The sequence below is a fragment of the Pseudomonas sp. BP11-1-1 genome (assembly GCF_052112105.1).
Taxonomy (GTDB): Bacteria; Pseudomonadota; Gammaproteobacteria; order Pseudomonadales; family Pseudomonadaceae; genus Aquipseudomonas; species Aquipseudomonas alvandae.
Map to the genome: position 1 here is coordinate 115,299 of NZ_JAUTYU010000008.1, position 26,315 is coordinate 141,613.

At 61.0% G+C, this 26,315-nt stretch carries 27 protein-coding genes; 22 read left to right on the plus strand and 5 right to left on the minus strand.

The annotated features are described in order from the left end of the window. The first annotated feature begins 1 nt into the window (after nucleotide 1). The 15 genes from mltG (at nucleotide 2) to araH (ending at nucleotide 14,282) form a co-directional block, all read left to right on the plus strand. Entirely contained in the window at nucleotides 2–1,162 is a 1,161-nt protein-coding gene (gene mltG / locus Q7C33_RS17420) for an endolytic transglycosylase MltG (protein WP_407683845.1), read from the plus strand. Between the two features lie 19 nt (nucleotides 1,163–1,181). Continuing rightward, nucleotides 1,182–1,814 carry a dTMP kinase gene (gene tmk, locus Q7C33_RS17425; RefSeq protein WP_217861485.1) on the plus strand — a complete coding sequence of 211 codons (633 nt, stop codon included), beginning with the start codon at nucleotides 1,182–1,184 and terminating at the stop codon, nucleotides 1,812–1,814. Next, complete coding sequence (locus tag Q7C33_RS17430; protein ID WP_030137712.1) at nucleotides 1,807–2,793, plus strand: DNA polymerase III subunit delta'; 987 nt, start codon at nucleotides 1,807–1,809, stop codon at nucleotides 2,791–2,793. Before tmk ends, Q7C33_RS17430 begins: the two co-directional genes overlap by 8 nt. A gap of 40 nt (nucleotides 2,794–2,833) precedes the next feature. Further along, nucleotides 2,834–3,190 carry a PilZ domain-containing protein gene (locus Q7C33_RS17435; RefSeq protein WP_030137713.1) on the plus strand — a complete coding sequence of 119 codons (357 nt, stop codon included), beginning with the start codon at nucleotides 2,834–2,836 and terminating at the stop codon, nucleotides 3,188–3,190. A gap of 11 nt (nucleotides 3,191–3,201) precedes the next feature. Then, nucleotides 3,202–3,996 carry a TatD family hydrolase gene (locus tag Q7C33_RS17440; protein ID WP_030137714.1) on the plus strand — a complete coding sequence of 265 codons (795 nt, stop codon included), beginning with the start codon at nucleotides 3,202–3,204 and terminating at the stop codon, nucleotides 3,994–3,996. Between the two features lie 384 nt (nucleotides 3,997–4,380). Beyond that, the gene (locus Q7C33_RS17445; protein WP_030137715.1) at nucleotides 4,381–5,019 is read left to right on the plus strand and encodes a TetR/AcrR family transcriptional regulator; all 639 of its coding nucleotides are present in this window, start codon (nucleotides 4,381–4,383) and stop codon (nucleotides 5,017–5,019) included. A 138-nt stretch (nucleotides 5,020–5,157) separates the two neighbouring features. Further along, a complete protein-coding gene (locus Q7C33_RS17450) occupies nucleotides 5,158–6,126 on the plus strand; it encodes a GTP 3',8-cyclase MoaA (protein WP_030137716.1) in 969 nt (322 codons plus the stop codon). Between the two features lie 231 nt (nucleotides 6,127–6,357). Then, nucleotides 6,358–6,963 carry a DUF4823 domain-containing protein gene (locus tag Q7C33_RS17455; protein WP_030137717.1) on the plus strand — a complete coding sequence of 202 codons (606 nt, stop codon included), beginning with the start codon at nucleotides 6,358–6,360 and terminating at the stop codon, nucleotides 6,961–6,963. 15 nt (nucleotides 6,964–6,978) lie between these two features. Next, entirely contained in the window at nucleotides 6,979–7,539 is a 561-nt protein-coding gene (locus tag Q7C33_RS17460) for a DUF1285 domain-containing protein (protein WP_217861486.1), read from the plus strand. A gap of 291 nt (nucleotides 7,540–7,830) precedes the next feature. Then, the gene (locus Q7C33_RS17465; protein WP_030137719.1) at nucleotides 7,831–8,577 is read left to right on the plus strand and encodes a FadR/GntR family transcriptional regulator; all 747 of its coding nucleotides are present in this window, start codon (nucleotides 7,831–7,833) and stop codon (nucleotides 8,575–8,577) included. Further along, nucleotides 8,574–9,449, plus strand: a complete 876-nt coding sequence (locus Q7C33_RS17470; protein ID WP_407683846.1) for an SMP-30/gluconolactonase/LRE family protein — start codon at nucleotides 8,574–8,576, stop codon at nucleotides 9,447–9,449. Before Q7C33_RS17465 ends, Q7C33_RS17470 begins: the two co-directional genes overlap by 4 nt. Before the next feature lie 236 nt (nucleotides 9,450–9,685). After that, nucleotides 9,686–10,504, plus strand: a complete 819-nt coding sequence (locus Q7C33_RS17475) for an SDR family oxidoreductase (RefSeq protein ID WP_030137721.1) — start codon at nucleotides 9,686–9,688, stop codon at nucleotides 10,502–10,504. Between the two features lie 174 nt (nucleotides 10,505–10,678). Continuing rightward, the gene (locus Q7C33_RS17480) at nucleotides 10,679–11,683 is read left to right on the plus strand and encodes a substrate-binding domain-containing protein (protein WP_030137722.1); all 1,005 of its coding nucleotides are present in this window, start codon (nucleotides 10,679–10,681) and stop codon (nucleotides 11,681–11,683) included. Nucleotides 11,684–11,758: 75 nt separating this feature from the next. Beyond that, the gene (gene araG, locus Q7C33_RS17485) at nucleotides 11,759–13,303 is read left to right on the plus strand and encodes an L-arabinose ABC transporter ATP-binding protein AraG (protein ID WP_407683847.1); all 1,545 of its coding nucleotides are present in this window, start codon (nucleotides 11,759–11,761) and stop codon (nucleotides 13,301–13,303) included. A gap of 10 nt (nucleotides 13,304–13,313) precedes the next feature. Beyond that, nucleotides 13,314–14,282: an L-arabinose ABC transporter permease AraH gene (araH, locus tag Q7C33_RS17490; protein ID WP_030137724.1), complete on the plus strand. Its 969-nt coding sequence runs from the start codon at nucleotides 13,314–13,316 to the stop codon at nucleotides 14,280–14,282. A 405-nt stretch (nucleotides 14,283–14,687) separates the two neighbouring features. On the opposite strand, the gene Q7C33_RS17495 is transcribed toward araH, so the two are convergent. Together Q7C33_RS17495 and Q7C33_RS17500 are read right to left on the minus strand one after the other, a co-directional pair. Then, nucleotides 14,688–15,068 (minus strand): Rho termination factor N-terminal domain-containing protein, encoded by a 381-nt coding sequence (locus tag Q7C33_RS17495; RefSeq protein WP_407683848.1) that lies wholly within the window; start codon nucleotides 15,066–15,068, stop codon nucleotides 14,688–14,690. A 30-nt stretch (nucleotides 15,069–15,098) separates the two neighbouring features. Next, a complete protein-coding gene (locus tag Q7C33_RS17500) occupies nucleotides 15,099–15,443 on the minus strand; it encodes a hypothetical protein (RefSeq protein ID WP_198797946.1) in 345 nt (114 codons plus the stop codon). Between the two features lie 168 nt (nucleotides 15,444–15,611). Here Q7C33_RS17500 and Q7C33_RS17505 point away from each other — a divergent pair, with 168 nt between their 5' ends. Continuing rightward, a complete protein-coding gene (locus Q7C33_RS17505; protein WP_030137727.1) occupies nucleotides 15,612–16,094 on the plus strand; it encodes a GNAT family N-acetyltransferase in 483 nt (160 codons plus the stop codon). Between the two features lie 3 nt (nucleotides 16,095–16,097). Here the strand turns inward: Q7C33_RS17505 and Q7C33_RS17510 are convergent, their stop codons facing one another. After that, nucleotides 16,098–16,730, minus strand: coding sequence for a glutathione S-transferase family protein (locus tag Q7C33_RS17510; RefSeq protein ID WP_030137728.1), 633 nt, complete (start codon nucleotides 16,728–16,730; stop codon nucleotides 16,098–16,100). Between the two features lie 190 nt (nucleotides 16,731–16,920). Between Q7C33_RS17510 and Q7C33_RS17515 the strand changes: the two genes are divergently transcribed. The 5 genes from Q7C33_RS17515 (at nucleotide 16,921) to Q7C33_RS17535 (ending at nucleotide 22,148) form a co-directional block, all read left to right on the plus strand. After that, nucleotides 16,921–17,904, plus strand: a complete 984-nt coding sequence (locus tag Q7C33_RS17515) for a 2-dehydro-3-deoxygalactonokinase (protein ID WP_407683849.1) — start codon at nucleotides 16,921–16,923, stop codon at nucleotides 17,902–17,904. Between the two features lie 18 nt (nucleotides 17,905–17,922). Continuing rightward, nucleotides 17,923–18,543 (plus strand): 2-dehydro-3-deoxy-6-phosphogalactonate aldolase, encoded by a 621-nt coding sequence (locus Q7C33_RS17520; protein WP_030137730.1) that lies wholly within the window; start codon nucleotides 17,923–17,925, stop codon nucleotides 18,541–18,543. A gap of 49 nt (nucleotides 18,544–18,592) precedes the next feature. Beyond that, complete coding sequence (gene dgoD / locus Q7C33_RS17525; protein ID WP_030137731.1) at nucleotides 18,593–19,741, plus strand: galactonate dehydratase; 1,149 nt, start codon at nucleotides 18,593–18,595, stop codon at nucleotides 19,739–19,741. Between the two features lie 233 nt (nucleotides 19,742–19,974). Further along, the gene (locus Q7C33_RS17530; protein ID WP_323155157.1) at nucleotides 19,975–21,285 is read left to right on the plus strand and encodes an MFS transporter; all 1,311 of its coding nucleotides are present in this window, start codon (nucleotides 19,975–19,977) and stop codon (nucleotides 21,283–21,285) included. Nucleotides 21,286–21,344: 59 nt separating this feature from the next. After that, nucleotides 21,345–22,148 carry an IclR family transcriptional regulator gene (locus tag Q7C33_RS17535; protein ID WP_198797949.1) on the plus strand — a complete coding sequence of 268 codons (804 nt, stop codon included), beginning with the start codon at nucleotides 21,345–21,347 and terminating at the stop codon, nucleotides 22,146–22,148. Between the two features lie 6 nt (nucleotides 22,149–22,154). Here Q7C33_RS17535 and Q7C33_RS17540 read toward each other — a convergent pair whose 3' ends face one another. Continuing rightward, entirely contained in the window at nucleotides 22,155–23,207 is a 1,053-nt protein-coding gene (locus tag Q7C33_RS17540) for an NAD(P)-dependent alcohol dehydrogenase (RefSeq protein WP_030137734.1), read from the minus strand. 179 nt (nucleotides 23,208–23,386) lie between these two features. On the opposite strand from Q7C33_RS17540, the gene Q7C33_RS17545 reads away from it, so the two are divergent. Continuing rightward, nucleotides 23,387–24,277: an AraC family transcriptional regulator gene (locus tag Q7C33_RS17545; protein ID WP_217861492.1), complete on the plus strand. Its 891-nt coding sequence runs from the start codon at nucleotides 23,387–23,389 to the stop codon at nucleotides 24,275–24,277. Nucleotides 24,278–24,461: 184 nt separating this feature from the next. Here the strand turns inward: Q7C33_RS17545 and Q7C33_RS17550 are convergent, their stop codons facing one another. Beyond that, nucleotides 24,462–26,126, minus strand: coding sequence for an electron transfer flavoprotein-ubiquinone oxidoreductase (locus tag Q7C33_RS17550; RefSeq protein WP_030137736.1), 1,665 nt, complete (start codon nucleotides 26,124–26,126; stop codon nucleotides 24,462–24,464). Nucleotides 26,127–26,315 lie beyond the last annotated feature (189 nt).

Below are 26,315 nucleotides of genomic sequence, written 5' to 3' on the forward strand. Positions count from 1 at the left end.
CGTGAGACGTAAATTCTTGCTGCTGCTGGAGACCGGACTGGTTCTGGCAGGGCTGTTGTTGGGCGCTTCAGCCTGGAAGATTCATTCGGCGCTGCAACAGCCGCTGAACATCACCCAGGAAGAGTTGCTGGACGTACCCAACGGGACCACCCCGACCGGAACCTTGAAGCGCCTCGAAGCCGACGGCCTGATCAAGGACGCCTTCTGGCTGCGTATTTATTGGCGCTTCAATCTAGCCGACCAGCCATTGCACTCCGGTGAATATCGGATGGTGCCGGGCATGACCATGGAAGCCTTGATCGGCGTCTGGAAGCGCGGAGATGTGGTGCAGTACAGCGTGACGCTGGTGGAGGGCTGGAATTTCCGTCAGGTGCGCGCGGCATTGGCCAAGGACGAAAAACTCCAGCAGACCCTTGCTGGCCTGAGCGACAGCCAGGTCATGGACCGCCTTGGTCATTCGGGCGTGTTCCCCGAAGGCCGGTTCTTCCCGGATACCTACCGCTTCGTGCGGGGCACCACGGATGCCGATCTGTTGAAGAAGGCCTACGATCGGCTGGACGACGTGCTTGCCAAAGAGTGGGCACAGCGTGCCGCCGACGTCCCGTACAGCCAACCCTATCAGGCCCTGATCATGGCCTCCCTGATAGAAAAGGAAACCGGGGTGCCCCAGGAACGTGGCCAGATCGCTGGAGTGTTCGTGCGTCGCCTGCGTCTGGGCATGCTGCTGCAGACCGACCCGACCGTGATCTATGGCCTCGGCGAGCGCTACACCGGCAAGCTCACCCGTGCCCATCTGAAAGAAGAGAATCCCTATAACACTTACCTGATCCCGGGTTTGCCGCCGACACCGATTGCAATGGTGGGGCGCGAAGCGATCCACGCGGCGTTGAACCCGGCCGACGGCAACAGTCTTTACTTCGTTGCCCGTGGCGATGGCAGCCATGTCTTTTCCGATGATCTGGAGACGCACAACAACGCGGTGCGTGAATTCCAGCTCAAGCGCCGTGCCGATTATCGCTCCAGTCCGGCCCCGGCGACCCCGGATGATTCGGCACCGATTCCCGCAGCGTCACCGGACACGGCGCCTGAAGCCGTGCCTCAGGTGCCGCCACAAGAGCCTGCCCCCGAACCGAATGCGAGCGAGCCGCCGAGCTCGCAATGACTTTGACTAAGGATCGCCCGTGACTGGCTTGTTTATCACACTGGAAGGCCCGGAAGGCGCCGGCAAGAGCACCAATCGCGAGTACCTGGCCGAGCGCCTGCGGGCTGCCGGCATCGAGGTGGTGCTGACCCGCGAGCCGGGCGGCACGCCACTGGCCGAGCGGATTCGCGAGGTGCTGCTGGCACCGGCCGATGAAATCATGAATCCCGATACCGAATTGTTGCTGGTGTTTGCCGCGCGGGCGCAGCATTTGGCCGAGGTGATTCGCCCGGCGCTGGCTCGCGGCGCTGTCGTGTTGTGCGACCGCTTTACCGATTCGACTTATGCCTATCAGGGCGGCGGGCGTGGCTTGTCCCTTGAACGCATCGCGACGCTGGAAACCTTTGTCCAGGGTGACCTTCGTCCCGACCTGACCCTGGTTTTCGACCTGCCAGTGGAAATCGGCCTGGCACGGGCAAGCGCTCGTGGCCGGCTGGACCGCTTCGAGCTCGAAGGGCAGGGGTTCTTCAACGCCGTGCGCAATGCCTTCCTGGGGCGCGCCAAGGCCGATCCGGCGCGTTACCTGTTGATCGATGCCGCTCAGCCGTTGACGCAGGTCCAGCAATCGCTGGAGGATTTGTTGCCGCGCTTGCTGGAGCGTGCCCGTGGCTGAAGCTTATCCCTGGCAGGACGGCCTTTGGCAACAACTGGCCGGCCGTGCCCAGCACGCCCATGCCTACCTGTTGCATGGCCCGGTCGGAATCGGCAAGCGAGCGCTGGCCGAACGCCTGATGGCCAGCCTGTTGTGCCAGGCCCCGGCGGCCTCGAATGCCTGCGGTGAATGCAAGTCCTGCCTGTTGCTCAAGGCCGGTAGCCATCCTGACAATTACGTGCTGGAGCCGGAAGAGGCGGACAAGGCGATCAAGGTCGACCAGGTTCGTGACCTGGTCAGCTTCGTGGTCCAGACCTCGCAAATGGGCGGGCGCAAAGTGGTGCTGATCGAGCCGGTGGAGTCGATGAACATCAACGCCGCCAACGCCTTGCTCAAGAGCCTCGAAGAGCCTTCCGGCGATACCGTGCTGTTGCTGGTCAGCCATCAGCCGAGCCGTTTGCTGCCGACCATCAAGAGCCGTTGCGTTCAGCAGACCTGTCCGCTGCCCAGCGAGGCAATGAGCCTGCAATGGCTGGCCAAGGCCTTGCCTGACAGCTCCGATGAAGAGCGCGTCGAACTGCTGACCCTGGCCGCCGGCTCGCCGCTGGCGGCGGTCAGCCTCCAGGCCCAAGGCGTGCGCGAGCAGCGGGCCCTGGTCGTGGACGGCGTGAAGAAGCTGCTCAAGCAGCAGCAATCGCCGACACAACTGGCCGAGGGGTGGAACGCCATCCCCTTGTTGCTGTTGTTCGACTGGTTCTGCGATTGGTCGAGCCTGATCCTGCGTTATCAGCTCACCGAGGACGAAGCCGGCCTCGGATTGCCGGATATGCGCAAGGTGATCCAGTACCTGGCGCAAAAAAGCAGCCAGGACAAAATCTTGAACATTCAGGACTGGATTCTTGCCCAACGTCAGAAGGTGCTGAGCAAGGCGAACCTCAATCGCGTGTTGCTGCTGGAGGCGCTGTTGGTGCAATGGGCGAGTTTGCCTGGTCGTACCTGACAGAGGCACTAGACTCAGCTCAATCGCAGCGGAGATCAGCATGAACGAACCTGTCAGTCCCGGGCCACGCAACGGCATCCTGTCCCTGACCATCAAGGACAAGTCCGTGCTTTACGCAGCCTACATGCCGTTTATCAAGAACGGTGGCCTGTTCATTCCTACCAACAAGAATTATCGCCTGGGCGACGAGGTGTTCATGCTGTTGAGCCTGATGGACGAAGCGGAAAAGATACCGGTCGCCGGCAAGGTCATCTGGATCACCCCCAAGGGCGCCCAGGGTAATCGGGCCGCCGGCGTTGGCGTGCAGTTCAACGAGGGTGACAACTCGGCCCGCAATCAGATCGAAACCCACCTGGCCGGATCGCTCAAGTCCGACCGTCCTACCCATACGATGTAGCCTGGCCCCTTATGCTCGTAGACTCTCATTGCCACCTCGATCGCCTCGACCTTGCCGCCCACGGCGGTTCCCTGGATGCCGCGCTGGATGCCGCGCGCCAGCGGGGCGTCGGACACTTCCTGTGCATCGGCGTCAGCGCCGACAACGCTGCCGACGTCAAGGTCCTGGCCGAACGTTACGAGGATGTCGATTGTTCGGTCGGCATCCACCCGCTGGACGTACAACCCGATGCTACGCCCGCCCTGGACTGGCTGCTGCATGAACTCGACCACCCTCGAGTCGTCGCCATCGGCGAAACCGGTCTCGATTATCACTACGAGCCGGAGGCCTCCGAGGTACAGCAGGCGTCGTTCCGCTTGCACTTGGAAGCCGCAAGACAGACCGGCAAGCCGGTGATTATCCACACCCGTGGGGCACGGGCCGATACTTTGGCCCTGTTGCGCGACGCGGCGCTGCCCCAGGCCGGTGTGTTGCATTGCTTCACTGAAGATTGGGACATGGCCAAGGCTGCGCTGGACATGGGTTATTACATTTCCTTGTCCGGTATTGTCACGTTCCGCAATGCCGACGCCTTGCGCGACGTTGCCAGCAAGGTGCCGGCCGATCGCCTGTTGGTCGAGACCGACTCGCCTTACCTGGCGCCAATCCCGTATCGCGGCAAGCCAAACCTTCCGCAATATGTGCGGGAAGTGGCGGAGTTCCTGGCGATGTTGCGGGGGGAATCCTATGGCCGGTTCGCGGAGCAAACCACGGAAAACTTCAAGCGCCTGTTCCCATTGGCGCGCGTCCGTTCGCCGATGGCCTGAAACCGAGACAAAAAAAACCCGGGTTCTGGGGGGTGAATCCGGGTTAAGACCATTAGGAGTAAAACAAAGGCACGCGGTCCGTTGGCACCTTTATCGGCGCGTCACTTGGGGGAGATGTCGCGCCGACAGTTCAAGTATTGATCACTATGGCAGTGCGTCCAGTTTCACCGGGTTGGTTTTTAAACAAATTTGGAATACGTTCGCTTCGGATAGGTTCTCATTGTGCCTGACGCCTGCGCGGCGATAAGGCATCAGTTGAAACGGAGGAGCCGGATTTGCGCGGTTTTGTTGAGATCTGTGGCCCAGAACGGATGATCCGTGCATTTTTGCGTAAGTTAGGCATAATACCGGGCTTCGAATTTTGACCCTTCAGACCTTTTTCTTATGCACAAAGAACCCCGTAAGGTCCGTGAGTTTCGTCGCCGCGAGCAGGAAATTCTCGACACCGCGCTCAAGTTGTTCCTCGACCAGGGCGAAGACAGCGTCACCGTCGAGATGATTGCGGATGCCGTGGGTATCGGCAAAGGCACGATCTATAAACACTTCAAATCCAAGGCCGAGATCTACCTGCGCCTGATGCTCGATTACGAGCGCGATTTGAACGAGCTCCTGCATTCGGCCGATGTCGACAAGGACAAGGAAGCCCTGTCCCGGGCCTACTTCGAGTTCCGTATGCGCGACCCGCAACGTTATCGCTTGTTCGATCGCCTCGAAGAAAAGGTGGTCAAGGGCAACCAGGTGCCAGAGATGGTCGAGGAGCTGCACAAGATTCGCGCTTCGAACTTCGATCGCCTGACCCTCTTGATCAAGGGCCGGATCAGCGAAGGCAAGCTCGAAGACGTGCCGCCGTATTTCCATTATTGCGCTGCCTGGGCATTGGTACATGGCGCGGTGGCGCTGTATCACTCGCCGTTCTGGAGCAACGTGCTGGAAGATCAGGAAGGTTTCTTCCAGTTCCTGATGGACATCGGCGTGCGCATGGGCAACAAGCGCAAGCGCGACCCGGAAGTCCCGAGCAGTTGAGGCATTCAGCTACCTGATTGCGCCATGTCCGCTTACATGGCGCAGTGCCCGAGGAATATACTCAGGCTTGGGTCTTGCGAAAACTTGATTTCTAGGTCAATTTTCTCGGACTCGATTCTTCTTTCGCCGGAGTGATCCATGATCGTTGACCGTCAAGGCAGGCGTTTTCGCAATTTGCGGATCAGCCTGACTTCAGCCTGCAATTACGCCTGTACCTACTGCGTGCCTGACGGCAAGCGGCTGGTGGCTGCGCAGGATGAACTGTCGGCCGAGGCCATGGCGCGAGGCGTTGCTTATCTGATCGAAGCCGCCGGTATCGAGCGGTTGCGCATCACCGGTGGCGAGCCGCTGGTCAGCCCCAAGCTCGAAAGTTTCATGACGGCGGTGGGGCAGATGGGGTTGGAAGACATCAGCCTGACTACCAACGGTCAGTTGCTGGCGAAGAAATTGCCGTTGTTGGTAAACGCCGGTATCCGTCGCATCAATGTTTCCCTCGACACCCTCGACCCTGCTGCGTTTCGCAGCATCGCCCGTGGCGGCGACCTGGCGACCGTGCTGGACGGCATGGAGCAAGCCCGGGCCGCCGGGATGAAAATCAAGGTCAACATGGTGCCGTTGCGCGGGCAGAACCTCGATCAGGTGATGCCGTTGCTGGAGTATTGCCTGGAACGTGGCTATGAACTGCGGTTCATCGAGTTGATGCGCATGGGCCACCTGGCCAGCGATTCCAATGCGTTCCTGCAACAGTTCGTCAGCCTCCAGCAACTGCTGGGCCTGATTGGCGAGCAATACGAATACCTGCAGGCCGATGCGCCTGTCGATGCGACAGCCGTGCGCTACGAAATTCCGGGGTTAGGCCATTTTGGCGTGATCGCCAACGAGAGCGTGCCGTTCTGCCGGACCTGTTCGCGACTGCGCTTGTCGTCCACCGGCTGGCTGCATGGCTGCCTGTCGTCGAGCAACCGTCACTTCGTCGGCGATCTGCTGGACAAGCCTCGTCACCAAGCCTTGCCGGCGCTCCAGCGTCTGCTGGTCAAGGCGCTGGGGGACAAGCAGGAAGTGGCGTTTTCCGGTGGCGCAACCATCATGAAAATCATCGGTGGCTGAATAAGGCTGTTGTGGCGAGGGGATTTATCCCCGCTGGGTTGCGCAGCCACCCCGGAACTATCGCCTCGGAGAATCAGGTCGAACATTTCTGTCCTTTGGGGGCGCTTCGCACCCAGCGGGGATAAATCCCCTCGCCACAGGAATAATGAACCATTCCCCCATCAAGCTGGCGCAAAAGCTGCATCCCACGGCCATTCGCCGGTTTTCCGTCACCGGTTTTTGGAGGATAGGATGCGTAGCCTGTTTTTGCTGCTGACCGTTTTGACGCTTGGTGGCTGCATGAATGTCAGCGACATGGGGGAGGGCGTTCGTTATCACATGAGCGATGCCGGCCTGCTGGACCATAGCGACAGCCGCCGCGTGAACAACCTGCGCATCCAGCCGGATTCCTTCATCTACATCGCCCAAGGCGCTTTTGCTCCGCCGGGCAGCGCCTATCCTCGGCCCAACGTCGTGGCTGAAGAAGCCTTCAACGGTTTCATCGAATATTTCCCGATGGTTCGTCGCGCCCGAGTCCCGGAAGGCCTCGACCAGGCGATGGGCGAAGCGCGGGCTGCTGGCGCCCACTACCTGCTTTACACCCGCTTCGCCAAGGCCGACAACCGCATCGGCAATACTGACGAATGGCTGGATGAGGAGGCCGTGGATCGCCTGGGCGTCGACACAAGCGTGATTCAAATCATGTTGATCGAGACCAGCACCCAGTATTTGATTGATACTGCACGCATCAAGAGCCGTGGCGGTTTGCTGACGTTGCACGACAAGCAGCCACAAGACCTCATCGCCACGCCGTTGCGTGAGTACGCCCGCAGCCTGCTGGGGATGAGCGACGAATAAACAGAAGGAGACACCATGAGCGGACCGCAAAAAGCCAATGACCTGCTGGGGCAGATCCCCAAGACCAAAGGCCTGCCTCCGGTCCACTTGTGGAACCCCGACTTCTGCGGCGACATCGACATGCGTATCGCCCGGGACGGCACCTGGTATTACCTGGGCACGCCCATCGGGCGCAAGCCGATGGTCAAGCTGTTCTCCACCATCATTCGCCGCGACGGCGATGATTATTTCCTGATCACTCCCGTGGAAAAAGTCGGCATCAAGGTCGATGACGCGCCGTTCGTGGCGGTGACTCTTGAAGTCGAAGGGCAGGGTGAAGCGCAGTTGTTGCGCTTCACCACCAATGTCGAGGAAATCACCGAAGCCGGCCCGGAACATCCGATGCGCGTCGTGATCGATCCCCAGACCCAGGAACCGGCGCCCTACGTGCATGTGCGCAGCAACCTCGAGGCCTTGATCCATCGCAACGTGTTCTACCAACTGGTGGAGCTGGCGGTCAGCCGCGAGATCGACGGGCAGAGTTGGTTGGGCGTGTGGAGTGGTGGCGAGTTCTTCCCCATCGGCCTGGAACCCTGATCCTTGTGGAAGTGAGGGTTGATCCAACATCCGCGTCGGCTGAAGGATCGCTATCGCGAGCAAGCTCGCTCCCACAGTGGATTTGGGGTGCCTGCAATATCTGTGTGCGCCACCAAACCCTGTGGGAGCGAGCTTGCTCGCGAAGGCGTCGGTACATCCAACACCTTCACAACTGACCCACCGCTTTCGCGAGCAAGTCCGCTCCCACAGTGGTATGCAAAATTCAAATTGACACCCAATCGTATGATGATTAGCGTGGGCGCCTAACAAAAAATCGCCCACGGGGTATTCATGTCCAGCAGTTTTCACGCATCGACCGTCGATTGGCTGGGGGGCTGGATTGCCGCCGGCCAGGTCAAGCCTGGGCAAACCATCAAGGTCGAAGCAGACCTTGGCGAGCAACTGGGCGTCAGCCGCACGGTGATTCGCGAGGCCATCAAGACGCTGGTTGCCAAAGGCATGCTGGAGGTCGGGCCGAAGGTCGGCACGCGGGTGCTGCCGGTGCGCCGCTGGAATCTGTTTGATCCGCAAGTAGTCGGCTGGCTGTCACGCAGTGGCCTGCCGGAAAACTTCGTCGACGACCTGCTGGACCTGCGACGCACCATCGAACCCATGGCCGTGAGATGGGCCTGCGAACGGGCGACGGCCGAGCAGGTGCAGGCGATCCGCGTGGCCTATCATGCCTTGGAGCGGGCGGTGGACAGCGGCGCGGATTACAACCGCGCCGACCAGTTCTTCCACGAATGCATCCTCGCCGCCAGCCACAATCAATTCATCGAACAAATGGTTCCGGCCTTGGGCGCGTTGCTGGCGGTTTCGTTCGAGGTGTCGGCGGCCGACCCGGACGAGCTGCGCCGCACTTTGCCGATCCACAAGGACATTGCCGAGGCGATCGCCGCACGGGATGCGACGCGGGGCGTCTGGGCCTGCATGACCCTGATCGATAACGCAGACCTGGCCATCAAGCGTTTTTACCCCAATGTCATGGCCGGTCGACCAGATAACGCCGGGGCACCCGGGGACAGGAGGTTTCAATGAAGTGGACGGCTTTGACAGAACACCGCGCGAAGCTGGGCGAGGGGCCATTCTGGGATGAGCCGACGCAGGCGTTGTATTGGGTCGATATCATCGGCAAGCAAGCGCTGCGGCTGATTGGCGCGAACGTGCAGATCTGGCAGATGCCCGAACACGTCTCGGCGTTTATCCCGACCCAGAGCGGCGACGCGTTGGTGACGCTGAGCAGTGGTGTCTATCGGTTGGATCTCGATTCGCCAGGGTTGGAGCCGCGCCTGAAGCTGCTGTGCATGGCCGATCCACAGCCTGGCAACCGCGCCAACGAAGCCCGCTGCGACGCGTTGGGCCAGCTCTGGCTCGGTACCATGCAGAACAACATCGGTGAACATGGCGAAGACCTGCCTGTCGAGCGGCGTTCCGGCGGCCTGTTCCGTGTCGGGACCGATGGCCGTGTGATGCCGTTGCTACGCGGCCTGGGTATTCCCAACACGCTGTTATGGAGCCCCGATGGCACGACGGTGTATTTCGGCGAAAGCCTGGACGGCACGCTGTACCGTCATTTCATTTACCCCGATGGCAAGCTGGCGCCGGCTGAAGTCTGGTTCGGACCCCATTCCCGTGGCGGCCCGGACGGTTCGGCCATGGATGCACGGGGTTATGTCTGGAACGCTCGCTGGGACGGCAGTTGCCTGCTGCGGTTGCATCCGGACGGCCATGTCGATCGGGTGATAGAACTGCCGGTCAGTCGCCCGACCAGTTGTGTATTCGGTGGGGAAGATCTCAAGACGCTGTACATCACCAGTGCAGCCAGTCCGCTCGGTCATCCGTTGGACGGTGCGGTGCTGTCGATGCGCGTCGATGTGCCGGGCGTGGCTTGTACGCGGTTCGCTGGTTAAATCCCAGAATATGGGATGTAAATATATATATTGAGATTATTTGGCGGTCGGGTTTATAGTCGGCTCCATCAGCAGTACGCACTCACACTAAAAAAACAAAACAGGTGAAGCGATGCATCAATCTTTTCCCGGACGCCCTGGCGGCGTCCGCGAACAACTCCTCGTTCAGGCTCTGTCAGGCCGGCCATCCACGGATGTCCGGTTTTTGTCGTGCCTGCCTGCTGGAGTCATGATTCATGGCTGACGTGCTGTGCTTGCCGCCCGTGCCCGAGCCTCCCAAAGGGCAGCGACTGAAAGACAAGGTCGTGTTGCTTACCGGCGCGGCCCAAGGTATCGGCGAAGCAATCGTGGCCGCATTCGCGTCGCAACAGGCGCGACTGGTGATCAGCGATATCCAGGTTGAAAAGGTCGAAGCCGTCGCCGCCCATTGGCGCGGACAAGGCGCCGATGTGCAGGCGCTGAAGGTCGACGTTTCGAACCAGCAGGATCTGCACGCCATGGCCCGCCGGGCCGTCGAACTGCACGGTCGCATCGATGTGCTGGTGAACTGCGCTGGCGTCAATGTGTTCCGCGATCCGCTGGAAATGACCGAAGAGGACTGGCGCCGCTGCTTCGCCATCGACCTGGATGGCGCCTGGTACGGTTGCAAGGCGGTATTGCCGCAAATGATCGAGCAGGGCGTGGGCAGCATCATCAACATTGCCTCGACCCATTCGTCCCACATCATTCCTGGCTGTTTCCCGTATCCCGTCGCCAAGCATGGGCTGCTGGGCCTGACCCGCGCCCTGGGCATCGAGTACGCGCCCAAGGGCGTGCGCGTGAATGCCATCGCGCCGGGCTACATCGAGACGCAACTGAACATCGACTACTGGAACGGCTTCGCCGATCCCCATGCCGAACGCCAGCGCGCGCTGGATCTGCACCCGCCACGGCGTATCGGGCAGCCGATCGAAGTGGCGATGACGGCCGTATTCCTGGCCAGTGACGAAGCACCGTTTATCAATGCTTCATGCATCACCATCGATGGTGGACGTTCGGTCATGTACCACGACTGAACATTCTTGGATTGCGGTAGGAAACTTCGCCTGTAATCCAATCATCATACGATATGACTATTTAGACCTATGCTGTGCAGTAACACGATTTGAGCGACCAGCCTGCGCATTTCCACCCACGTGGAGCAGATCCCTGGACGTTTGGCTTTCAATAAAAAAAACAAGGAGTCAGCTATGAAACATCGTCGTGGGATCCGTTCCCTGTGTCGCGCCGCCCTCGCGGTGACCGCGGTCAGCCTCAGCAGCCACTTGCTGGCGGCCGATCCGGTAAAAATCGGTTTCCTGGTCAAGCAGGCCGAGGAGCCCTGGTTCCAGACCGAGTGGGCGTTCGCTGAAAAAGCTGCCAAAGACAAAGGCTTCCAATTGATCAAGATCGCCGTGCCCGACGGCGAGAAGACCCTCTCGGCCATCGACAGCCTGGCCGCCAACGGTGCCAAGGGCTTCGTGATCTGTCCGCCGGACGTGTCCCTCGGCCCGGCCATCATGGCCAAGGCCAAACTCAATGATCTCAAGGTGATTGCCGTGGACGACCGTTTTGTCGATTCCAAGGGCAAGTTCATGGAAGACGTGCCGTACCTGGGCATGGCTGCGTTCGAGGTGGGCCAGAAGCAAGGCGCCGCCATGGCGGCCGAAGCGAAAAAACGTGGCTGGGACTGGAAAGACACCTACGCGGTGGTCAACACCTTCAACGAACTGGACACCGGCAAGAAGCGCACCGACGGTTCGGTCAAGTCTCTGGAAGACGCAGGCATGCCGAAAGACCACATCCTCTTCGCGGCCCTGAAAACTCTCGACGTCCCCGGCAGCATGGACTCCACCAACTCGGCGTTGGTGAAGCTGCCAAGCGGCGCGAAAAACCTGATCATCGGCGGCATGAACGACAACACCGTGCTGGGCGGCGTGCGTGCCACCGAAGCGGCCGGGTTCAAGGCGGCCAACGTGATCGGTATTGGTATCAACGGCACTGACGCCATCGGCGAGCTGAAGAAACCGGAAAGCGGCTTCTTCGGTTCGATGCTGCCGAGCCCGCACATCGAAGGCTACAAGACTGCCGAAATGATGTACGAGTGGGTCACCACCGGCAAGGAGCCGCCGAAGTACACCGCCATGGACGAGGTGACGCTGATCACCCGGGAGAACTTCAAGCAGGAGCTGGAAAAGATCGGCTTGTGGAATTGATGGCCGGTTGATTCAAAAGCGGCCCCGGTCACACACGTGACGGGGTCGCTTGATCTCTGTAAGTTCGAGGTGGTTATGCAAGCGCAAACAGCGGCACAGCAACAGAACATCGGTGGCAGCTTGCGATTCAACGGGATCGGTAAATCGTTTCCCGGCGTGCAGGCGCTGGCCAATATCAGTTTCGTCGCGCATCCGGGGCAGGTGCATGCCTTGATGGGCGAGAACGGCGCGGGCAAGTCCACCTTGCTCAAGATCCTCGGTGGCGCCTACATTCCGAGCAGCGGTGATCTGCAGATCGGCGAGCAGACGATGGCCTTCAAAGGCACCGCCGACAGCATCGCCAATGGTGTCGCGGTGATTCACCAGGAGTTGCACCTGGTGCCGGAAATGACCGTCGCGGAGAACTTGTTCCTCGGTCACTTGCCGGCGCGTTTCGGCCTGGTCAATCGTGGCGTGCTGCGCCAGCAGGCGTTGACGCTGCTCAAAGGCCTGGCGGACGAAATCGACCCACAGGAAAAAGTCGGTCGCCTGTCACTGGGTCAGCGCCAATTGGTGGAAATCGCCAAGGCGTTGTCCCGTGGCGCCCACGTCATCGCCTTCGACGAGCCGACCAGCAGCCTGTCGGCCCGGGAAATCGACCGGTTGATGGCGATCATCGCCCGTCTGCGGGACGAGGGCAAAGTGGTGCTGTACGTCAGCCATCGCATGGAGGAAGTGTTCCGTATCTGTAACGCAGTGACGGTCTTCAAGGACGGGCGTTATGTCCGTACTTTCGAGAACATGAGCGAGCTGACCCATGATCAGCTGGTCACGTGCATGGTCGGTCGCGATATCCAGGACATTTATGACTATCGTCCCCGGGAGCGCGGCGATGTGGCGTTGCAGGTAAAGGGCCTGCTCGGGCCGGGCTTGCGCGAACCGGTGAGTTTCCAGGTGCACAAGGGCGAGATCCTCGGCTTGTTCGGGCTGGTCGGCGCCGGTCGTACCGAGCTGTTTCGCTTGCTCAGTGGCCTGGAGCGCCAGAGCGAGGGCAGCCTGGTGCTGCACGGCAAGGAATTGAAACTGCGTTCGCCCCGCGATGCCATCGCCGCTGGCGTGTTGCTCTGCCCGGAAGACCGCAAGAAGGAAGGCATCATCCCGTTGGGCAGCGTGGGCGAGAACATCAACATCAGCGCTCGTCCGGCTCATTCCGCGCTCGGCTGCCTGTTGCGTGGTGACTGGGAGCGGGGCAATGCCGACAAGCAGATCAAGTCGCTGAAGGTGAAGACCCCGGCGGCGAGCCAGAAAATCATGTACCTGTCCGGCGGCAACCAGCAGAAGGCGATTCTGGGTCGCTGGCTGTCGATGCCGATGAAAGTCCTGCTGCTGGATGAGCCGACCCGTGGCATCGACATCGGTGCCAAGGCCGAGATCTACCAGATTATCCACAACCTGGCGGCGGAGGGTATCGCGGTGATTGTGGTGTCCAGTGACCTGATGGAAGTGATGGGCATTTCCGACCGAATCCTGGTGCTCTGCGAAGGGGCCATGCGTGGCGAGCTGCCGCGCGACCAGGCCAACGAATCCAACCTGCTGCAACTGGCGCTGCCGCGCCAACGCGTTGCCGACGCGGCGAACTGAGAGGTAAATCATGACCATTCAAAACAATGCACTGCCAACGGCACGCAAACCCCTGGACCTGCGCCGCTTCCTCGACGACTGGGTCATGCTGCTGGCGGCCATCGGCATCTTCGTGCTCTGCACCCTGATGATCGACAACTTCCTGTCGCCGTTGAACATGCGGGGCCTGGGCCTGGCGATTTCCACCACCGGTATCGCGGCCTGCACCATGTTGTATTGCCTGGCGTCCGGGCACTTCGACTTGTCGGTGGGGTCGGTCATTGCCTGTGCCGGCGTGGTTGCGGCAGTGGTGATGCGCGACACTGACAGCGTCTTCCTCGGGGTCAGCGCGGCGTTGGTGATGGGGCTGATCGTTGGCCTGATCAACGGCATCGTGATTGCGAAACTGCGGGTCAATGCGCTGATTACCACGCTGGCGACCATGCAGATCGTGCGTGGCCTGGCCTATATCTTTGCCAACGGTAAAGCAGTTGGCGTTTCCGAAGAATCTTTCTTCGTCTTCGGCAACGGCCAGTTGTTCGGCGTGCCGGTGCCGATCCTGATCACCATTGCCTGCTTCCTGTTCTTCGGCTGGCTGCTGAACTACACCACCTACGGGCGCAACACCATGGCCATCGGTGGCAACCAGGAAGCGGCGTTGTTGGCAGGGGTGAACGTTGATCGCACCAAGATCATTATCTTCGCCGTGCACGGCATTATTGGTGCGCTGGCGGGTGTGATCCTGGCCTCGCGCATGACGTCGGGCCAACCGATGATCGGCCAAGGCTTCGAGCTGACCGTGATCTCGGCCTGCGTGCTCGGTGGGGTTTCGTTGAGCGGCGGCATCGGCATGATCCGCCACGTCATCGCGGGCGTGCTGATCCTGGCGATCATCGAGAACGCGATGAACCTGAAGAACATCGACACCTTCTACCAATACGTCATCCGCGGCTCGATCCTGTTGCTGGCGGTGGTGATTGACCGGTTGAAGCAGCGCTGAAGATTCTGTCAACCAATACACCGCCTTCGCGAGCAAGCCCGCTCCCACAGGTTGTTGTGCCAGGCTCAGAACTTCGGCGCAGCACAGAACCAGTGTGGGAGCGGGCTTGCTCGCGAAGGCGTCGGCACATCCAACACTTCCTTAGCTGACCCACCGCTTTCGCGAGCAAGCCCGCCCCCACAGGTTTTTGTGCCAGGCTCAGAACTTCGGCGCAGCGCAGAACCCGTGTGGGAGCGAGCTTGCTCGCGAAGGCGTCGGCACATTAACACTTCCTTAGCTGACCCACCGCTTTCGCGAGCAAGCCCGCCCCCACAGGTTTTTGTGCCAGGCTCAGAACTTCGGCGCAGCGCAGAACCCGTGTGGGAGCGAGCTTGCTCGCGAAGGCGTCCTCCCTGACGCCAACCATCACCCGGCCTTGCGCAACGCTTCGACCAATTCCTGCTTGCGCATCTTCGAACGCCCGGGAATGTTTTTCGCCCGGGCTTCCTTCATCAGGCTGTCCACCGTCTGGGCCTCGTGGGAGGCTTTGCTGGTGCGCGGATGACCCTCGCGGGACTTGGCGGCGCGGCGGGCTGATTCCTTGCGGTCGGACTGTTTCGCTTCGGCGGGTTTTTTCTTGCCGGAGCCACCGGAGGCCTCACCGCCGCCCGACTGCTTGTTGACGGTGGCCCAGGCCCGAGCCTCGGCCTCGCCCTCCGACACACCTTTGTGTTCATAGCTCTCTTCGATGTGCTCGGCCTTGCGCTTTTGCTTGTCGGTGTATTTGTCTTTGCTTCCACGAGGCATGGGATGTCCTCCTCAGTGTCCGAGTAGAGCCTACTGGCTGGCGGCGCCACCTTCGGAGCCCGAGCCTCCGGTAGTGGTTTTCGAACCCACGCCGGTCTCGGCGTTGTCGGGGGCAGTGGAGTCGGGGGTGTTCATGCCGCCCTGACGCCCCGTGTCGTTGCCTTGGACCCGTGGATCGGTGCCCGTCGCGGGTGGCTGGCCATTGTTCAGCGTGCCGCCGGTGCCGTCGGTGTTCAATTTGGGCAAGCCTTGGGTGGCGGGCGAGTTCGGTGCCTGAACCGGGTCGGTCGGCCCGGTCCCCGAGGTCGTGGCCGCGAATGCCGCCGAGGACAACAATGCCGCGAAGGTGAATGCTGTCAGCCTTGAATTGATCATGGTGTCGCCTCCATTTTTTGGAATGCTTGCCAGATTTTTGGCCGCGCTGGAGCGGGGTTGGTGCCTGAGGGGCGACGAACGGCACCGTGGAAGTTTGTCTGTAGAAGATGTGACGAGCGGCGCCTGGCGGCTTAGTATGGCGCTTTCAATTGGCTACAAGGCCCGTTCATGTCGATCGAGATCCGTCCCGCGCAACCCAGCGATGCGCCGCAAATCCTTGCGTTCATCACCGAGCTTGCCGATTACGAAAAAGCCCGCCACGAAGTCATTGCCAGCGTTGCGGACATCGAGCGCAGCCTGTTCAGCGAAGGCGCGACCGCCCACGGCCTGATCTGCCTGCGCGATGGCGTACCGATAGGTTTCGCGGTGTTTTTCTTCAGCTATTCCACCTGGCTGGGCAGCAATTGCCTGTACCTCGAAGACTTGTACATCACACCTGAACAGCGCGGTGGCGGGGCGGGCAAGACACTCTTGCGGCATCTGGCCAAGATCGCCTGCGACAACGATTGCGGTCGCTTCGAGTGGAGCGTACTGGACTGGAACACCCCGGCCATCGACTTCTATAAGTCCCTCGGCGCGCAACCCCAGGAAGAGTGGGTGCGCTATCGAATGGATGGCAAGGTGCTCCGGGACTTCGCTAACGGCAACTGAAGTTCATGAGTACGCGTCGGACGCGTATTCGGCAAATCCCGGCCGTTGTTCGAGCCGCTTGCAATAAGCGGCCACCGCAGGGTAGTCCGGACGCTCCATGGGCGTCTGGCGCCAGCGATGTGTGGACAGGCCGATGAGCACGTCCGCGAGGGAAAAGTCCGCGCCGGCCACGTAAGCGCCGGTGTGGTTCAGCTGTTGTTCCAGCAAGCCCATCTTGTCGTTCCAGCGTTTGACGCCGGCGGCGATGAGTTGTGGGTCCTGGAAATCCGGGTGCTTGCGCACCAGTCCGTGAAACGCATCGCCCCATGACGGGTTGAGCTCGGTGGCTTGCCAATCCATCCACTGCTCTACACGCGCCCGTGCGGCAGGTTCGGCGGGTAGCAGATCGTCGCGCCCATGCTTGCCTACGAGGTAGCGGCAGATGGTGTTCGACTCCCAGAGCACGCCGTTCTCATCGATGATCACCGGCACCTGGGCGTTGGGGTTGAGCGCCAGGAACGCCGGGTCGTGGGTCGAGGCAAAACCGATGCCCCAGTCTTCACGCTCATAGTCGATGTCCAGTTCCTGACAAGTCCACAAGACTTTTCTGACGTTGATCGAGGAAGTGCGTCCGAGGATTTTCAGCGTTTGTCCCATCACTTTTTTCCCTGAGTTGTTTGGCGTCCGGTCAGAAAACGTAGCAGGGTCTTGGCTGGATGGCGATGGTTTTGCGGTTATTACGAGAATCCCAATATATGGGAGTGATATTTATATATTGAGATTTTATTGCCCGCGGGTTTATAGTCCGCCTCACTCACTGCCCAATAAAACAAAACAGGTGAAGCGGATGCAGGCGCAATTGATCGCGCTCGATTGGGGGACCACCTCATTACGGGCTTATAAACTTGCCGCTGGAGGCGAGGTGCTCGAACAGCGTTCGCTGTCGTCGGGGATCATGCAGTTGCCGTCCGGGCCGCGAACCGTGGCCGGCCAGGTCTGCACCGATGGTTTTGAGCTGGCCTTCGATGAAGCCTGCGGCGACTGGCTGGATGCGCAGCCAGGCTTGCCCGTCATTGCCTGCGGCATGGTCGGCAGCGCCCAGGGTTGGCGGGAAGCGCCTTACTGCGACACGCCGGCAAACGTCGCCAATCTCGGACATTCCCTACAAGTCATTCGGAGCCTTCGTGGTGTCGATGTTCACATCGTGCCAGGAGTGATCCAACACTCCCGGCTGCCCAATGTGATGCGCGGCGAAGAAACCCAGGTGCTCGGTGCGTTGCACAGCCTGCCGAACGAAGCGGTGCTGATCGGCTTGCCTGGCAGCCATTCGAAATGGGTGGAAGTGACCGAGGGCTGCATCGTCCATTTCGATACCTTCATGACGGGCGAGATCTTCGCCGTGCTCAGTGACCACAGCATTCTCGGCCGCACCCAGCAGCGTGGCACGGCGTTCGACGGCGTGGCTTTTGATCGCGGCGTGCAGGTGTCGCTGTCGGCGGATGGGGAGATCGGTCCGTTGTCCACCGTGTTCAGCGCTCGCAGCCTGGGCCTGACGGGTGAGCTCGGCGCGAGCGCCCAGGCCGATTATCTGTCGGGCGTCCTGATCGGCCATGAGCTGACGGCCCTGGCCGCCGTGCAACGTCATCGGCGCAACAGCGTCCACCTGCCGACCGTGGTGCTGATCGGCAACTCTCAACTGTGTGCCCGTTACCAGCGGGCCCTCGACGCCTGCGGTTTCGCCCGGGTGACCCTGGCCGAACAGGCCACCGAACGCGGTTTGTGGCAACTGGCCGTGGCGGCCGGGCTGCTGGAAACCAGCGCATCGCGTTAAACCTACTGGAGACCTGACATGCTCACACAAGCGCTGGCGCACAACGGGCTGATCGCGATTCTGCGCGGCCTGCGCCCCGAGGAAGCGGCATCTATCGGTGAAGTCCTTTATGCCGCTGGATTTCGCGTCATCGAAGTGCCGCTCAATTCCCCCGAACCGTACGAAAGTATCCGCATCCTGCGCAGTACTTTGCCCGCCGATTGCCTGATCGGCGCAGGTACCGTGCTGACGCCGGAACAGGTGGAGCAGGTCAAGGCCGCGGGCGGCCAAGTGATCGTCATGCCTCATAGCGATCCGAAGGTCTTGCGGGCGGCGAAAGCGGCGGGGCTGTACCTGTCTCCCGGCGTTGCCACGCCCACCGAAGCCTTTGCCGCGCTGGCCGAAGGCGCCCATGTGCTGAAGATGTTTCCCGCCGAGCAAATGGGCCCGGCGGTGGTCAAGGCCTGGCTCGCGGTGCTGCCGGCCGGGACAGTGCTGGTGCCGGTGGGCGGGATTACCCCGGACAACATGGCGGTGTTCGTCGAAGCCGGCGTGAAAGGTTTCGGCCTCGGTTCCGGGTTGTTCAAGCCGGGCCTGACAGCGGATGAAGTGGCGGAGCGCGCCAAGGCCTACGTAGCCGCATGGAACGCCTTGAACTGAAGACTTTTCCAGCGCCCCGCGCGCTGCATCTGACAAGAGAGACAACAAGATGAAAATCACCAAACTGACCACGTTTATCGTTCCGCCGCGCTGGTGCTTCCTCAAGGTCGAGACCGACGAAGGCGTGACTGGCTGGGGCGAGCCCGTGGTCGAAGGCCGTGCCCACACAGTGGCGGCCGCCGTTGAAGAACTGTCCGACTACCTGATCGGCAAAGATCCACGCAATATCGAAGACATCTGGACGGTGCTCTATCGCGGCGGCTTCTACCGTGGCGGCGCTGTGCACATGAGCGCCCTGGCCGGTATCGACCAGGCCTTGTGGGACATCAAGGGCAAGGCCCTGGGCGTGTCTGTCAGCGATTTGTTGGGCGGCCAGGTGCGCGACAAGATCCGTGTCTACTCCTGGATCGGCGGCGACCGTCCGGCGGACACCGCTCGGGCGGCTAAAGAGGCCGTCGGACGCGGCTTCACGGCTGTGAAAATGAACGGCACCGAAGAGCTGCAGTTTCTCGACACCTTCGAAAAAGTCGACCTCGCCTTGGCGAACGTGGCGGCGGTGCGCGATGCGGTCGGGCCGAACGTCGGCATTGGCGTGGACTTCCACGGCCGTGTGCACAAGCCGATGGCCAAAGTGCTGATGAAGGAACTCGATCCGTACAAACTGATGTTCATCGAAGAGCCGGTGCTCAGCGAAAACTACGAAGCCCTGAAGGAATTGGCGCCGTTGACCAGCACCCCGATTGCCTTGGGCGAGCGGTTGTTCTCGCGTTGGGATTTCAAGCGGGTGCTCAGCGAAGGCTACGTCGACATCATCCAGCCGGATGCGTCCCACGCCGGCGGCATTACCGAGACTCGCAAGATCGCCAACATGGCCGAAGCCTATGACGTGGCGCTGGCGCTGCACTGCCCGCTGGGCCCGATTGCCTTGGCGGCGTGCCTGCAACTGGACGCGGCTTGCTACAACGCGTTTATCCAGGAGCAGAGCCTGGGTATCCATTACAACGAGAGCAACGACCTGCTGGATTACATCAAGGATCCGCAGGTGTTCGACTATGACAAAGGCTTCGTGAAAATCCCCAATGGCCCGGGCCTTGGCATTGAGATCAACGAGGAATACGTCATCGAGCGAGCGGCCATCGGCCACCGCTGGCGCAACCCGATCTGGCGTCATGCCGATGGCAGTTTTGCCGAGTGGTGAGTCACGCCTGACTCACCCGAGATCCCTGTGGGCCTGTGGTGAATGCAAAACGCATGAGCGCCCCAGATCCCCTGTGGGAGCGAGCTTGCTCGCGATGGCGATGTATCAGTCACACATGCGTCAACTGACACCGTCATCGCGAGCAAGCTCGCTCCCACAGTTTGTTCTTCGCAGACAGGGAGATCTTCTTCGGTACGCCCGTTCCTCAATAAACATAAAAAGAGGCACCTCACATGCAAGCGCACACCCTGAGCGCGCAGGCGTCGTTGGTGACGCCCAGCCGCAAGCGTTTTTTCATCATGGTCCTGCTGTTCATCACCGTGGTGATCAACTACCTGGACCGCAGCAACCTCTCGATTGCCGCCCCCGCACTGACCAGCGACCTGGGCATTGACCCGATCCACGTCGGGCTGATTTTCTCGGCGTTCGGCTGGACCTATGCAGCCATGCAGATCCCCGGTGGCTGGCTGGTGGACCGGGTGCCGCCGCGCATCCTGTATAGCGTGGCGTTGTTGCTGTGGTCGGCGGCCACGGTGATGCTCGGTTTCGCCGCCAGTTTCATCGCCTTGTTCGTTCTGCGCATGGCCGTCGGTGCGCTGGAAGCGCCGGCTTATCCGATCAACAGCCGCGTGGTGACGACTTGGTTTCCTGAGCGCGAACGGGCCACGGCCATTGGTTTCTATACCTCCGGGCAATTTGTCGGCCTGGCATTCCTGACGCCCGTGCTGGCGTGGCTGCAACACGCGTTTGGTTGGCACATGGTGTTTGTCGCCACGGGCGCGGTCGGTATTCTCTGGGCGGTGATCTGGTACGCGGTGTATCGCGAGCCACGGGATTTCAAAGGCGCCAACGCCGCCGAAATCGAGCTGATCCGCGAGGGCGGCGGACTGGTGGATATCCAGGCCGAGACTGCCAAGGCCAAGGCTAAATTCAACTGGAGCGACCTCGGCATCGTCCTGACCCAACGCAAGTTGTGGGGCATTTACCTGGGCCAGTTTTGCCTCAATTCCACGCTGTGGTTTTTCCTGACGTGGTTCCCGACTTACCTGGTGAAATATCGCGGCATGGACTTCATCAAGTCCGGCCTGCTGGCATCGTTGCCGTTCCTCGCAGCGTTTATCGGCGTGCTGTGTTCCGGGTTTTTCTCCGACTGGCTGATCCGTCGCGGCGCCACGGTGGGGTTCGCGCGCAAGCTGCCGATCATTGGTGGCTTGCTGATTTCCACCTCGATCATCGGCGCCAACTTCGTCGAGTCGACGCCGCTGGTGATCGCGTTCCTGGCCCTGGCATTCTTTGGCAATGGCCTGGCGTCCATCACCTGGTCGCTGGTATCGACCCTGGCGCCGGCGCGGCTGCTCGGCTTGACCGGCGGGGTGTTCAATCTCATCGGTAACCTGGCGGCCATCGCCACGCCTATCGTCATTGGCTTCCTCGCCAGCGGCGACTCGTTTGCCCCGGCCATTACCTACATCGCCGTCTTGGCATTGGCTGGCGCGCTGTCCTACATCCTGCTGGTCGGGAAAGTCGAGCGCATCGAGTTGTAGTCCTACGAGACGGGCGACCATAATGCCGCCCGTTCCCCGCTCACTGTTGAAGGCCGGCCATGCAGCAAGACGATCCAAAAATCATCAAGGATGCCGCACCAACTGGCACGCAGACATTGCTGCGTGGCCTGGGCGTGGTCCAGGCGGTTGCCAGCGGCGCCCGCGACTTGAAGGAAATCGCCCGGCTGATCGGCACCACCCGCAGCACCACCCATCGCCTGGCCAGTTGCCTGGTGGACGAACGTTACCTGCGCGTGGTGCCGCAAGTGGGCTATCTGCTGGGGCCGAAGTTGATCGAACTGGGTTTCCAGGCCCGGGAAGAATTGCCATTGGTGAGCCTGGCGGGGCCGTACCTGGACGAGCTGTCGGCGCTGACCGGGGACACCGTGCACCTGGCGATTCGCGAGGGCGACGAGGTTTTGTACTTGTTGAAGAATCCGGGGCGAAACGGCCCGGAGATGCGCTCGCGTGTGGGCCATCGCATGCCGTTGGCGCGGACCGGGATCGGCAAGGCGCTGATGCTTGATGACTCGCAGGAACAATGGAAGCGGCTGTATGAAATCAGCCTGCCGGCGGGTGGGAAGAATCAATTCTGGCCACAACACCAGGAACAATCCTGGGAGCAGTTCCAGCAACGGATGGTGGAGTATGTGGCGGGGGGTTATGCCTTCGACCTGGAGGACAACGAGCCGTCGATCCGATGTGTGGCGGCGCCGATCCGCGACGCCGGCAAGCGCATCGTCGCCGGTATCAGCATCGCCAGCACCGTGCCGTACATGCCGCTGGAGAAAATGGCCGAGCTGATTCCCCTGGTCAAAGGGGTCACAGCCCGGCTGTCGGCGGAGCTGGGTGCCAAGGTCTGACGAGCGTCAGGCCTTGAGCGTCGCCATGTCGATGACGAAGCGGTACTTCACGTCCCCGGCGATCATGCGGCTGTAGGCCTCGTTGATCTGGCGGATGTCGAGCATTTCAATGTCGCAGCTGATGTTGTGCTCAGCGCAGAAATCCAGCATCTCCTGGGTTTCTGCGATACCGCCGATCAGCGAGCCGGCGAGTACTCGGCGGCCCAGGATCAGTTTTGCCGCGTGTACCGGTGGGTCGACCGGCTCGACCAAGCCCACGATGATGTGCACGCCGTTGAAATGCAGCGTGTCGAGGTAGGGGTTGAGGTCGTGCTGCACCGGAATGGTGTCCAGAAGGAAGTTGAAACGTCCGGCCGCGGCGGCCATCTGTTCAGCGTCGGTAGACACAATCACATGGTCCGCGCCTTGGCGACGGGCTTCTTCAGCCTTGCTTGCCGAGCGGGTAAACAGCGTCACTTCCGCGCCCATGGCCTTGGCGAACTTGATGCCCATGTGGCCCAGGCCGCCCATGCCCAGCACGCCGACCTTGTCACCGGCCTTCACACCGTAGTGCTTGAGCGGCGAGTAAGTGGTGATGCCGGCGCAGAGCAGCGGTGCGGCGCTGGCCGGGTCAAGCGTTTGCGGGATGCGCAGTACAAAGTGCTCGCTGACCACGATGCTGTCGGAATAGCCGCCCATGGTGTGGCCACCACTTATGCGGTCCGGGCTGGCGTAGGTCTGGGTCATGCCTTCCAGGCAGTATTGCTCAAGATCGGACCGGCAAGCTTCGCACTCGCGGCAGGAGTCGACCATGCAGCCCACGCCTACCAGATCGCCGACTTTATGGCCGGTGACATTCGCACCGACCGCGGTGACTTTTCCGATGATTTCATGGCCGGGCATCAATGGGTAAACAGCGATGCCCCATTCATTGCGGGCCTGGTGGATGTCGGAGTGACAGACCCCGCAGTAGAGAATGTCGATCGCCACGTCGTCGGCGCGCGGGCTGCGACGCTCGAACTTCATTGGGGCGAGGGGGGTGGTGGCCGATTGGGCGGCATATCCGATGGCTGTGTACATGGTGGACCTCGCTAAGCAGTGAACGGTGAGGGTTCCATTTTGGGAGTCCTGGCGGCAAGCGGCGATGGCGATTCCTACGCCTGTCATGCCTAATCCTCCGGCGTTGGCCAGGATTTGATTTCTTGTGACGCAAGACCTGCGATGATGGTTTCATCCCTTTTTTCGTGAAGTTTTCGCCCATGTTGTTGACCCGCCATCTCGATGCGAACGCGACGCTGGTTTCACTGATAGAACCCTTGGCGACCCGTGACGGTTTCGTCCCTACGGGCCTGCCTGGCGTGCACGCGCTGCGCGCCAGTCAGGACGTCGCTCGTGGCCCGCAGCTCTACGAACCGAGCCTGGTGATCATTGCCCAAGGCAGCAAACTGGCCTACCTGGGGCCACGCACGCTGGAATATGGCGCCGGGCATTATCTGATCCAGGCGTTGCCGGTGCCGTTCGAATGCGAAACCTACGCCATGCCCAATGCTCCGCTGTATGGCGTTTCCGTTGCGATCGATCGGGCGATGCTGGGGGAGCTGGTGCTGGCCATGGGATTGATGCCCGGTCGGAACCTGCCGCCGCAGACACCGGAGTCGATGACCAGCGCGGTGCTCGACGACGCCATGCGTGGGGCTGTCGAGCGGTTGTTGCGCTGCTTGCACGATCCATTGGAATGTCAGGTCATGGGCCAGGTGCGGCTCCGGGAGTTGCTGTTCGTCGCGTTGCGCGGGCCTCAGGCCGATGTGTTGCGGGCGCTGGTGGAGCAGCAAGGCCAGTTCGCGCGGATTGCCGTGGCCCTGAGCCATTTGCATGCGCATTTCACCGAGCCACTGAACGTCGAGACGCTGGCCAGTTGCGCGAACATGAGCGCCTCGACCTTTCATGAGCATTTCAAGCGCAGCACATTGTTGTCGCCGGTGCAGTATCTCAAGCGCTTGCGGCTGCTCAAGGCCCAGCGGCTGCTGCTGATCGAGGGCATGGGCGTGGCCCAGGTTGCGCATCAGGTGGGGTATCAGAGCCCGTCGCAGTTCAGCCGGGAGTACAAGCGTTACTTCGAGCGCAACCCTGGGGAAGAGCGCGTCGCCTGATCCATTCAGGATTCCTTGTGGGAGCGAGCCTGCTCGCGAAAGCGGTTTATCATTCAGAACAAATGTCGACTGAGACACCGCTTTCGCGAGCAAGCTCGCTCCCACATTGGTTCGGTGTGGTTGTCAGGATCGCAGGCAACAAAAAGGCCCCCATTGCGGGAGCCTCGATGTCCAGCGTGTTGGCTTACATGTTCGGGTAAGTCGGTCCGCCAGCGCCTTCCGGCGTGACCCAGGTGATGTTCTGCGCAGGGTCCTTGATGTCGCAGGTCTTGCAGTGAACGCAGTTCTGGGCGTTGATCTGGAAGCGCTTTTCACCGTCTTCCTTGGTGATCACCTCGTACACGCCGGCCGGGCAGTAGCGCTGCGCCGGTTCGTCGTACAACGGCAGATTCTTGCTGATCGGGATGCTCGGGTCAGTCAGCTTCAGGTGGCAAGGCTGTTCTTCTTCGTGGTTGGTACCGGAGATGAACACCGAGCTGAGCTTGTCGAAGCTGATCTTGCCGTCCGGTTTCGGGTAGTCGATCTTCTTGCATTCGGCCGCCGGCTTGAGGCAAGCGTAATCCGGCGTGGTGTCGCGCAGGGTGAACGGGATCTTGCCGCCGAAGATGTTCTGGTCGAGCCAGTTGAAGCCGCCGCCGATGATTGCGCCGTACTTGTGGATCGCTGCACCGAAGTTGCGGCTGGCGAACAGTTCTTCATACAGCCAGCTGTTCTTGAAGCTGTCGACGTAAGCGGTCAGTTCATCACCGCCTTCGGATTCTGCGAACAGGCGATCGGCCACGGCCTCGGCGGCAAGCATGCCGGACTTCATCGCGGTGTGGCTGCCCTTGATCTTGGCGAAGTTCAGGGTGCCGAGGTCGCAACCGATCAGCGCGCCGCCCTTGAAGACCATTTTCGGCAGCGAGTTCAGGCCGCCCTTGGCGATTGCGCGAGCGCCGTAGCTGACGCGTTTGCCGCCTTCGAGGTACTGCTTGAGCACCGGGTGATGCTTGAGGCGCTGGAATTCGTCGAAGGGCGACAGGAAGGTGTTGCTGTAGGACAGGTCAACGATCAGGCCGACCACCACCTGGTTGTTTTCCAGGTGATAGAGGAAGGAGCCGCCGGTGTTCTCGGTGCCCATGATGTCCAGCGGCCAACCGGCGGTGTGGACCACCAGGCCTGGTTGGTGCTTGGCCGGATCGATTTCCCAGATTTCCTTCAGGCCGATGCCGTAGTGCTGGGTGTCGGCTTCGCTGTCCAGGTTGAAGCGCTTGATCAGTTGCTTGCCGATGTGGCCGCGGCAGCCTTCGGCGAACAGCGTGTATTTGCCACGCAATTCCATGCCAGGTGTATAGAGGCCTTCCTTTGGATGGCCTTCGCGGTCGACACCCAGGTCGCCGGTGATGATCCCGCGCACCACGCCGTTCTCGTCGAACAGCGCCTCCTGGGCGGCGAAGCCCGGGTAGATTTCCACGCCCAGGTTCTCGGCCTGCTGGGCTAGCCAGCGGCACAGGTTGCCCAGGGAAATAATATAGTTGCCTTCGTTGTGCATGGTCTTGGGCACAAAGAAGTCAGGGATTTTGCTCGCGGCGTCGGCGTTTCTCAGGACATAAATGTCATCTCGAACGACGGGCGTGTTCAACGGCGCGCCGAGCTCTTTCCAGTCCGGGAACAGTTCGTTCAGGGCGCGGGGCTCGAACACCGCGCCGGAGAGGATGTGCGCACCGACTTCGGAACCTTTTTCGACCACGCAGACGCTGATTTCCTTACCGGCTTCGGCGGCCTTCTGTTTCAGTCGGCAGGCGGCAGACAGGCCAGCGGGGCCGGCACCGACGATGACCACGTCGAATTCCATGTATTCGCGTTCCACAGGCTATCTCCTACTCAAGGCTCACAGTTTTTTCTAATTGGAGGTTTGGCGTTGCATCCGTTGTTTCCTTCGCGAAGCGACGAAAGCGACAATGGATGAGACGCGGCTCTCTCTCTAAGCGGCGCATTATATCTACACCACTCTCAGGGTCCAATACAAACGTTTGTTTGAAATCGTCGGAGCCCAGAT

Bases quoted from the DNA above. Each gene is read 5' to 3' on its own strand.
- Q7C33_RS17435 (WP_030137713.1), top strand. From the start codon at position 2,834: ATGAACGAACCTGTCAGTCCCGGGCCACGCAACGGCATCCTGTCCCTG.
- Q7C33_RS17440 (WP_030137714.1), top strand. From the start codon at position 3,202: ATGCTCGTAGACTCTCATTGCCACCTCGATCGCCTCGACCTTGCCGCC.
- Q7C33_RS17445 (WP_030137715.1), top strand. From the start codon at position 4,381: ATGCACAAAGAACCCCGTAAGGTCCGTGAGTTTCGTCGCCGCGAGCAG.
- Q7C33_RS17450 (WP_030137716.1), top strand. From the start codon at position 5,158: ATGATCGTTGACCGTCAAGGCAGGCGTTTTCGCAATTTGCGGATCAGC.
- Q7C33_RS17455 (WP_030137717.1), top strand. From the start codon at position 6,358: ATGCGTAGCCTGTTTTTGCTGCTGACCGTTTTGACGCTTGGTGGCTGC.
- Q7C33_RS17460 (WP_217861486.1), top strand. From the start codon at position 6,979: ATGAGCGGACCGCAAAAAGCCAATGACCTGCTGGGGCAGATCCCCAAG.
- Q7C33_RS17465 (WP_030137719.1), top strand. From the start codon at position 7,831: ATGTCCAGCAGTTTTCACGCATCGACCGTCGATTGGCTGGGGGGCTGG.
- Q7C33_RS17470 (WP_407683846.1), top strand. From the start codon at position 8,574: ATGAAGTGGACGGCTTTGACAGAACACCGCGCGAAGCTGGGCGAGGGG.
- Q7C33_RS17475 (WP_030137721.1), top strand. From the start codon at position 9,686: ATGGCTGACGTGCTGTGCTTGCCGCCCGTGCCCGAGCCTCCCAAAGGG.
- Q7C33_RS17480 (WP_030137722.1), top strand. From the start codon at position 10,679: ATGAAACATCGTCGTGGGATCCGTTCCCTGTGTCGCGCCGCCCTCGCG.
- araG (WP_407683847.1), top strand. From the start codon at position 11,759: ATGCAAGCGCAAACAGCGGCACAGCAACAGAACATCGGTGGCAGCTTG.
- araH (WP_030137724.1), top strand. From the start codon at position 13,314: ATGACCATTCAAAACAATGCACTGCCAACGGCACGCAAACCCCTGGAC.
- Q7C33_RS17495 (WP_407683848.1), bottom strand. From the start codon at position 15,068: ATGCCTCGTGGAAGCAAAGACAAATACACCGACAAGCAAAAGCGCAAG.
- Q7C33_RS17500 (WP_198797946.1), bottom strand. From the start codon at position 15,443: ATGATCAATTCAAGGCTGACAGCATTCACCTTCGCGGCATTGTTGTCC.
- Q7C33_RS17505 (WP_030137727.1), top strand. From the start codon at position 15,612: ATGTCGATCGAGATCCGTCCCGCGCAACCCAGCGATGCGCCGCAAATC.
- Q7C33_RS17510 (WP_030137728.1), bottom strand. From the start codon at position 16,730: ATGGGACAAACGCTGAAAATCCTCGGACGCACTTCCTCGATCAACGTC.
- Q7C33_RS17515 (WP_407683849.1), top strand. From the start codon at position 16,921: ATGCAGGCGCAATTGATCGCGCTCGATTGGGGGACCACCTCATTACGG.
- Q7C33_RS17520 (WP_030137730.1), top strand. From the start codon at position 17,923: ATGCTCACACAAGCGCTGGCGCACAACGGGCTGATCGCGATTCTGCGC.
- dgoD (WP_030137731.1), top strand. From the start codon at position 18,593: ATGAAAATCACCAAACTGACCACGTTTATCGTTCCGCCGCGCTGGTGC.
- Q7C33_RS17530 (WP_323155157.1), top strand. From the start codon at position 19,975: ATGCAAGCGCACACCCTGAGCGCGCAGGCGTCGTTGGTGACGCCCAGC.
- Q7C33_RS17535 (WP_198797949.1), top strand. From the start codon at position 21,345: ATGCAGCAAGACGATCCAAAAATCATCAAGGATGCCGCACCAACTGGC.
- Q7C33_RS17540 (WP_030137734.1), bottom strand. From the start codon at position 23,207: ATGTACACAGCCATCGGATATGCCGCCCAATCGGCCACCACCCCCCTC.
- Q7C33_RS17545 (WP_217861492.1), top strand. From the start codon at position 23,387: ATGTTGTTGACCCGCCATCTCGATGCGAACGCGACGCTGGTTTCACTG.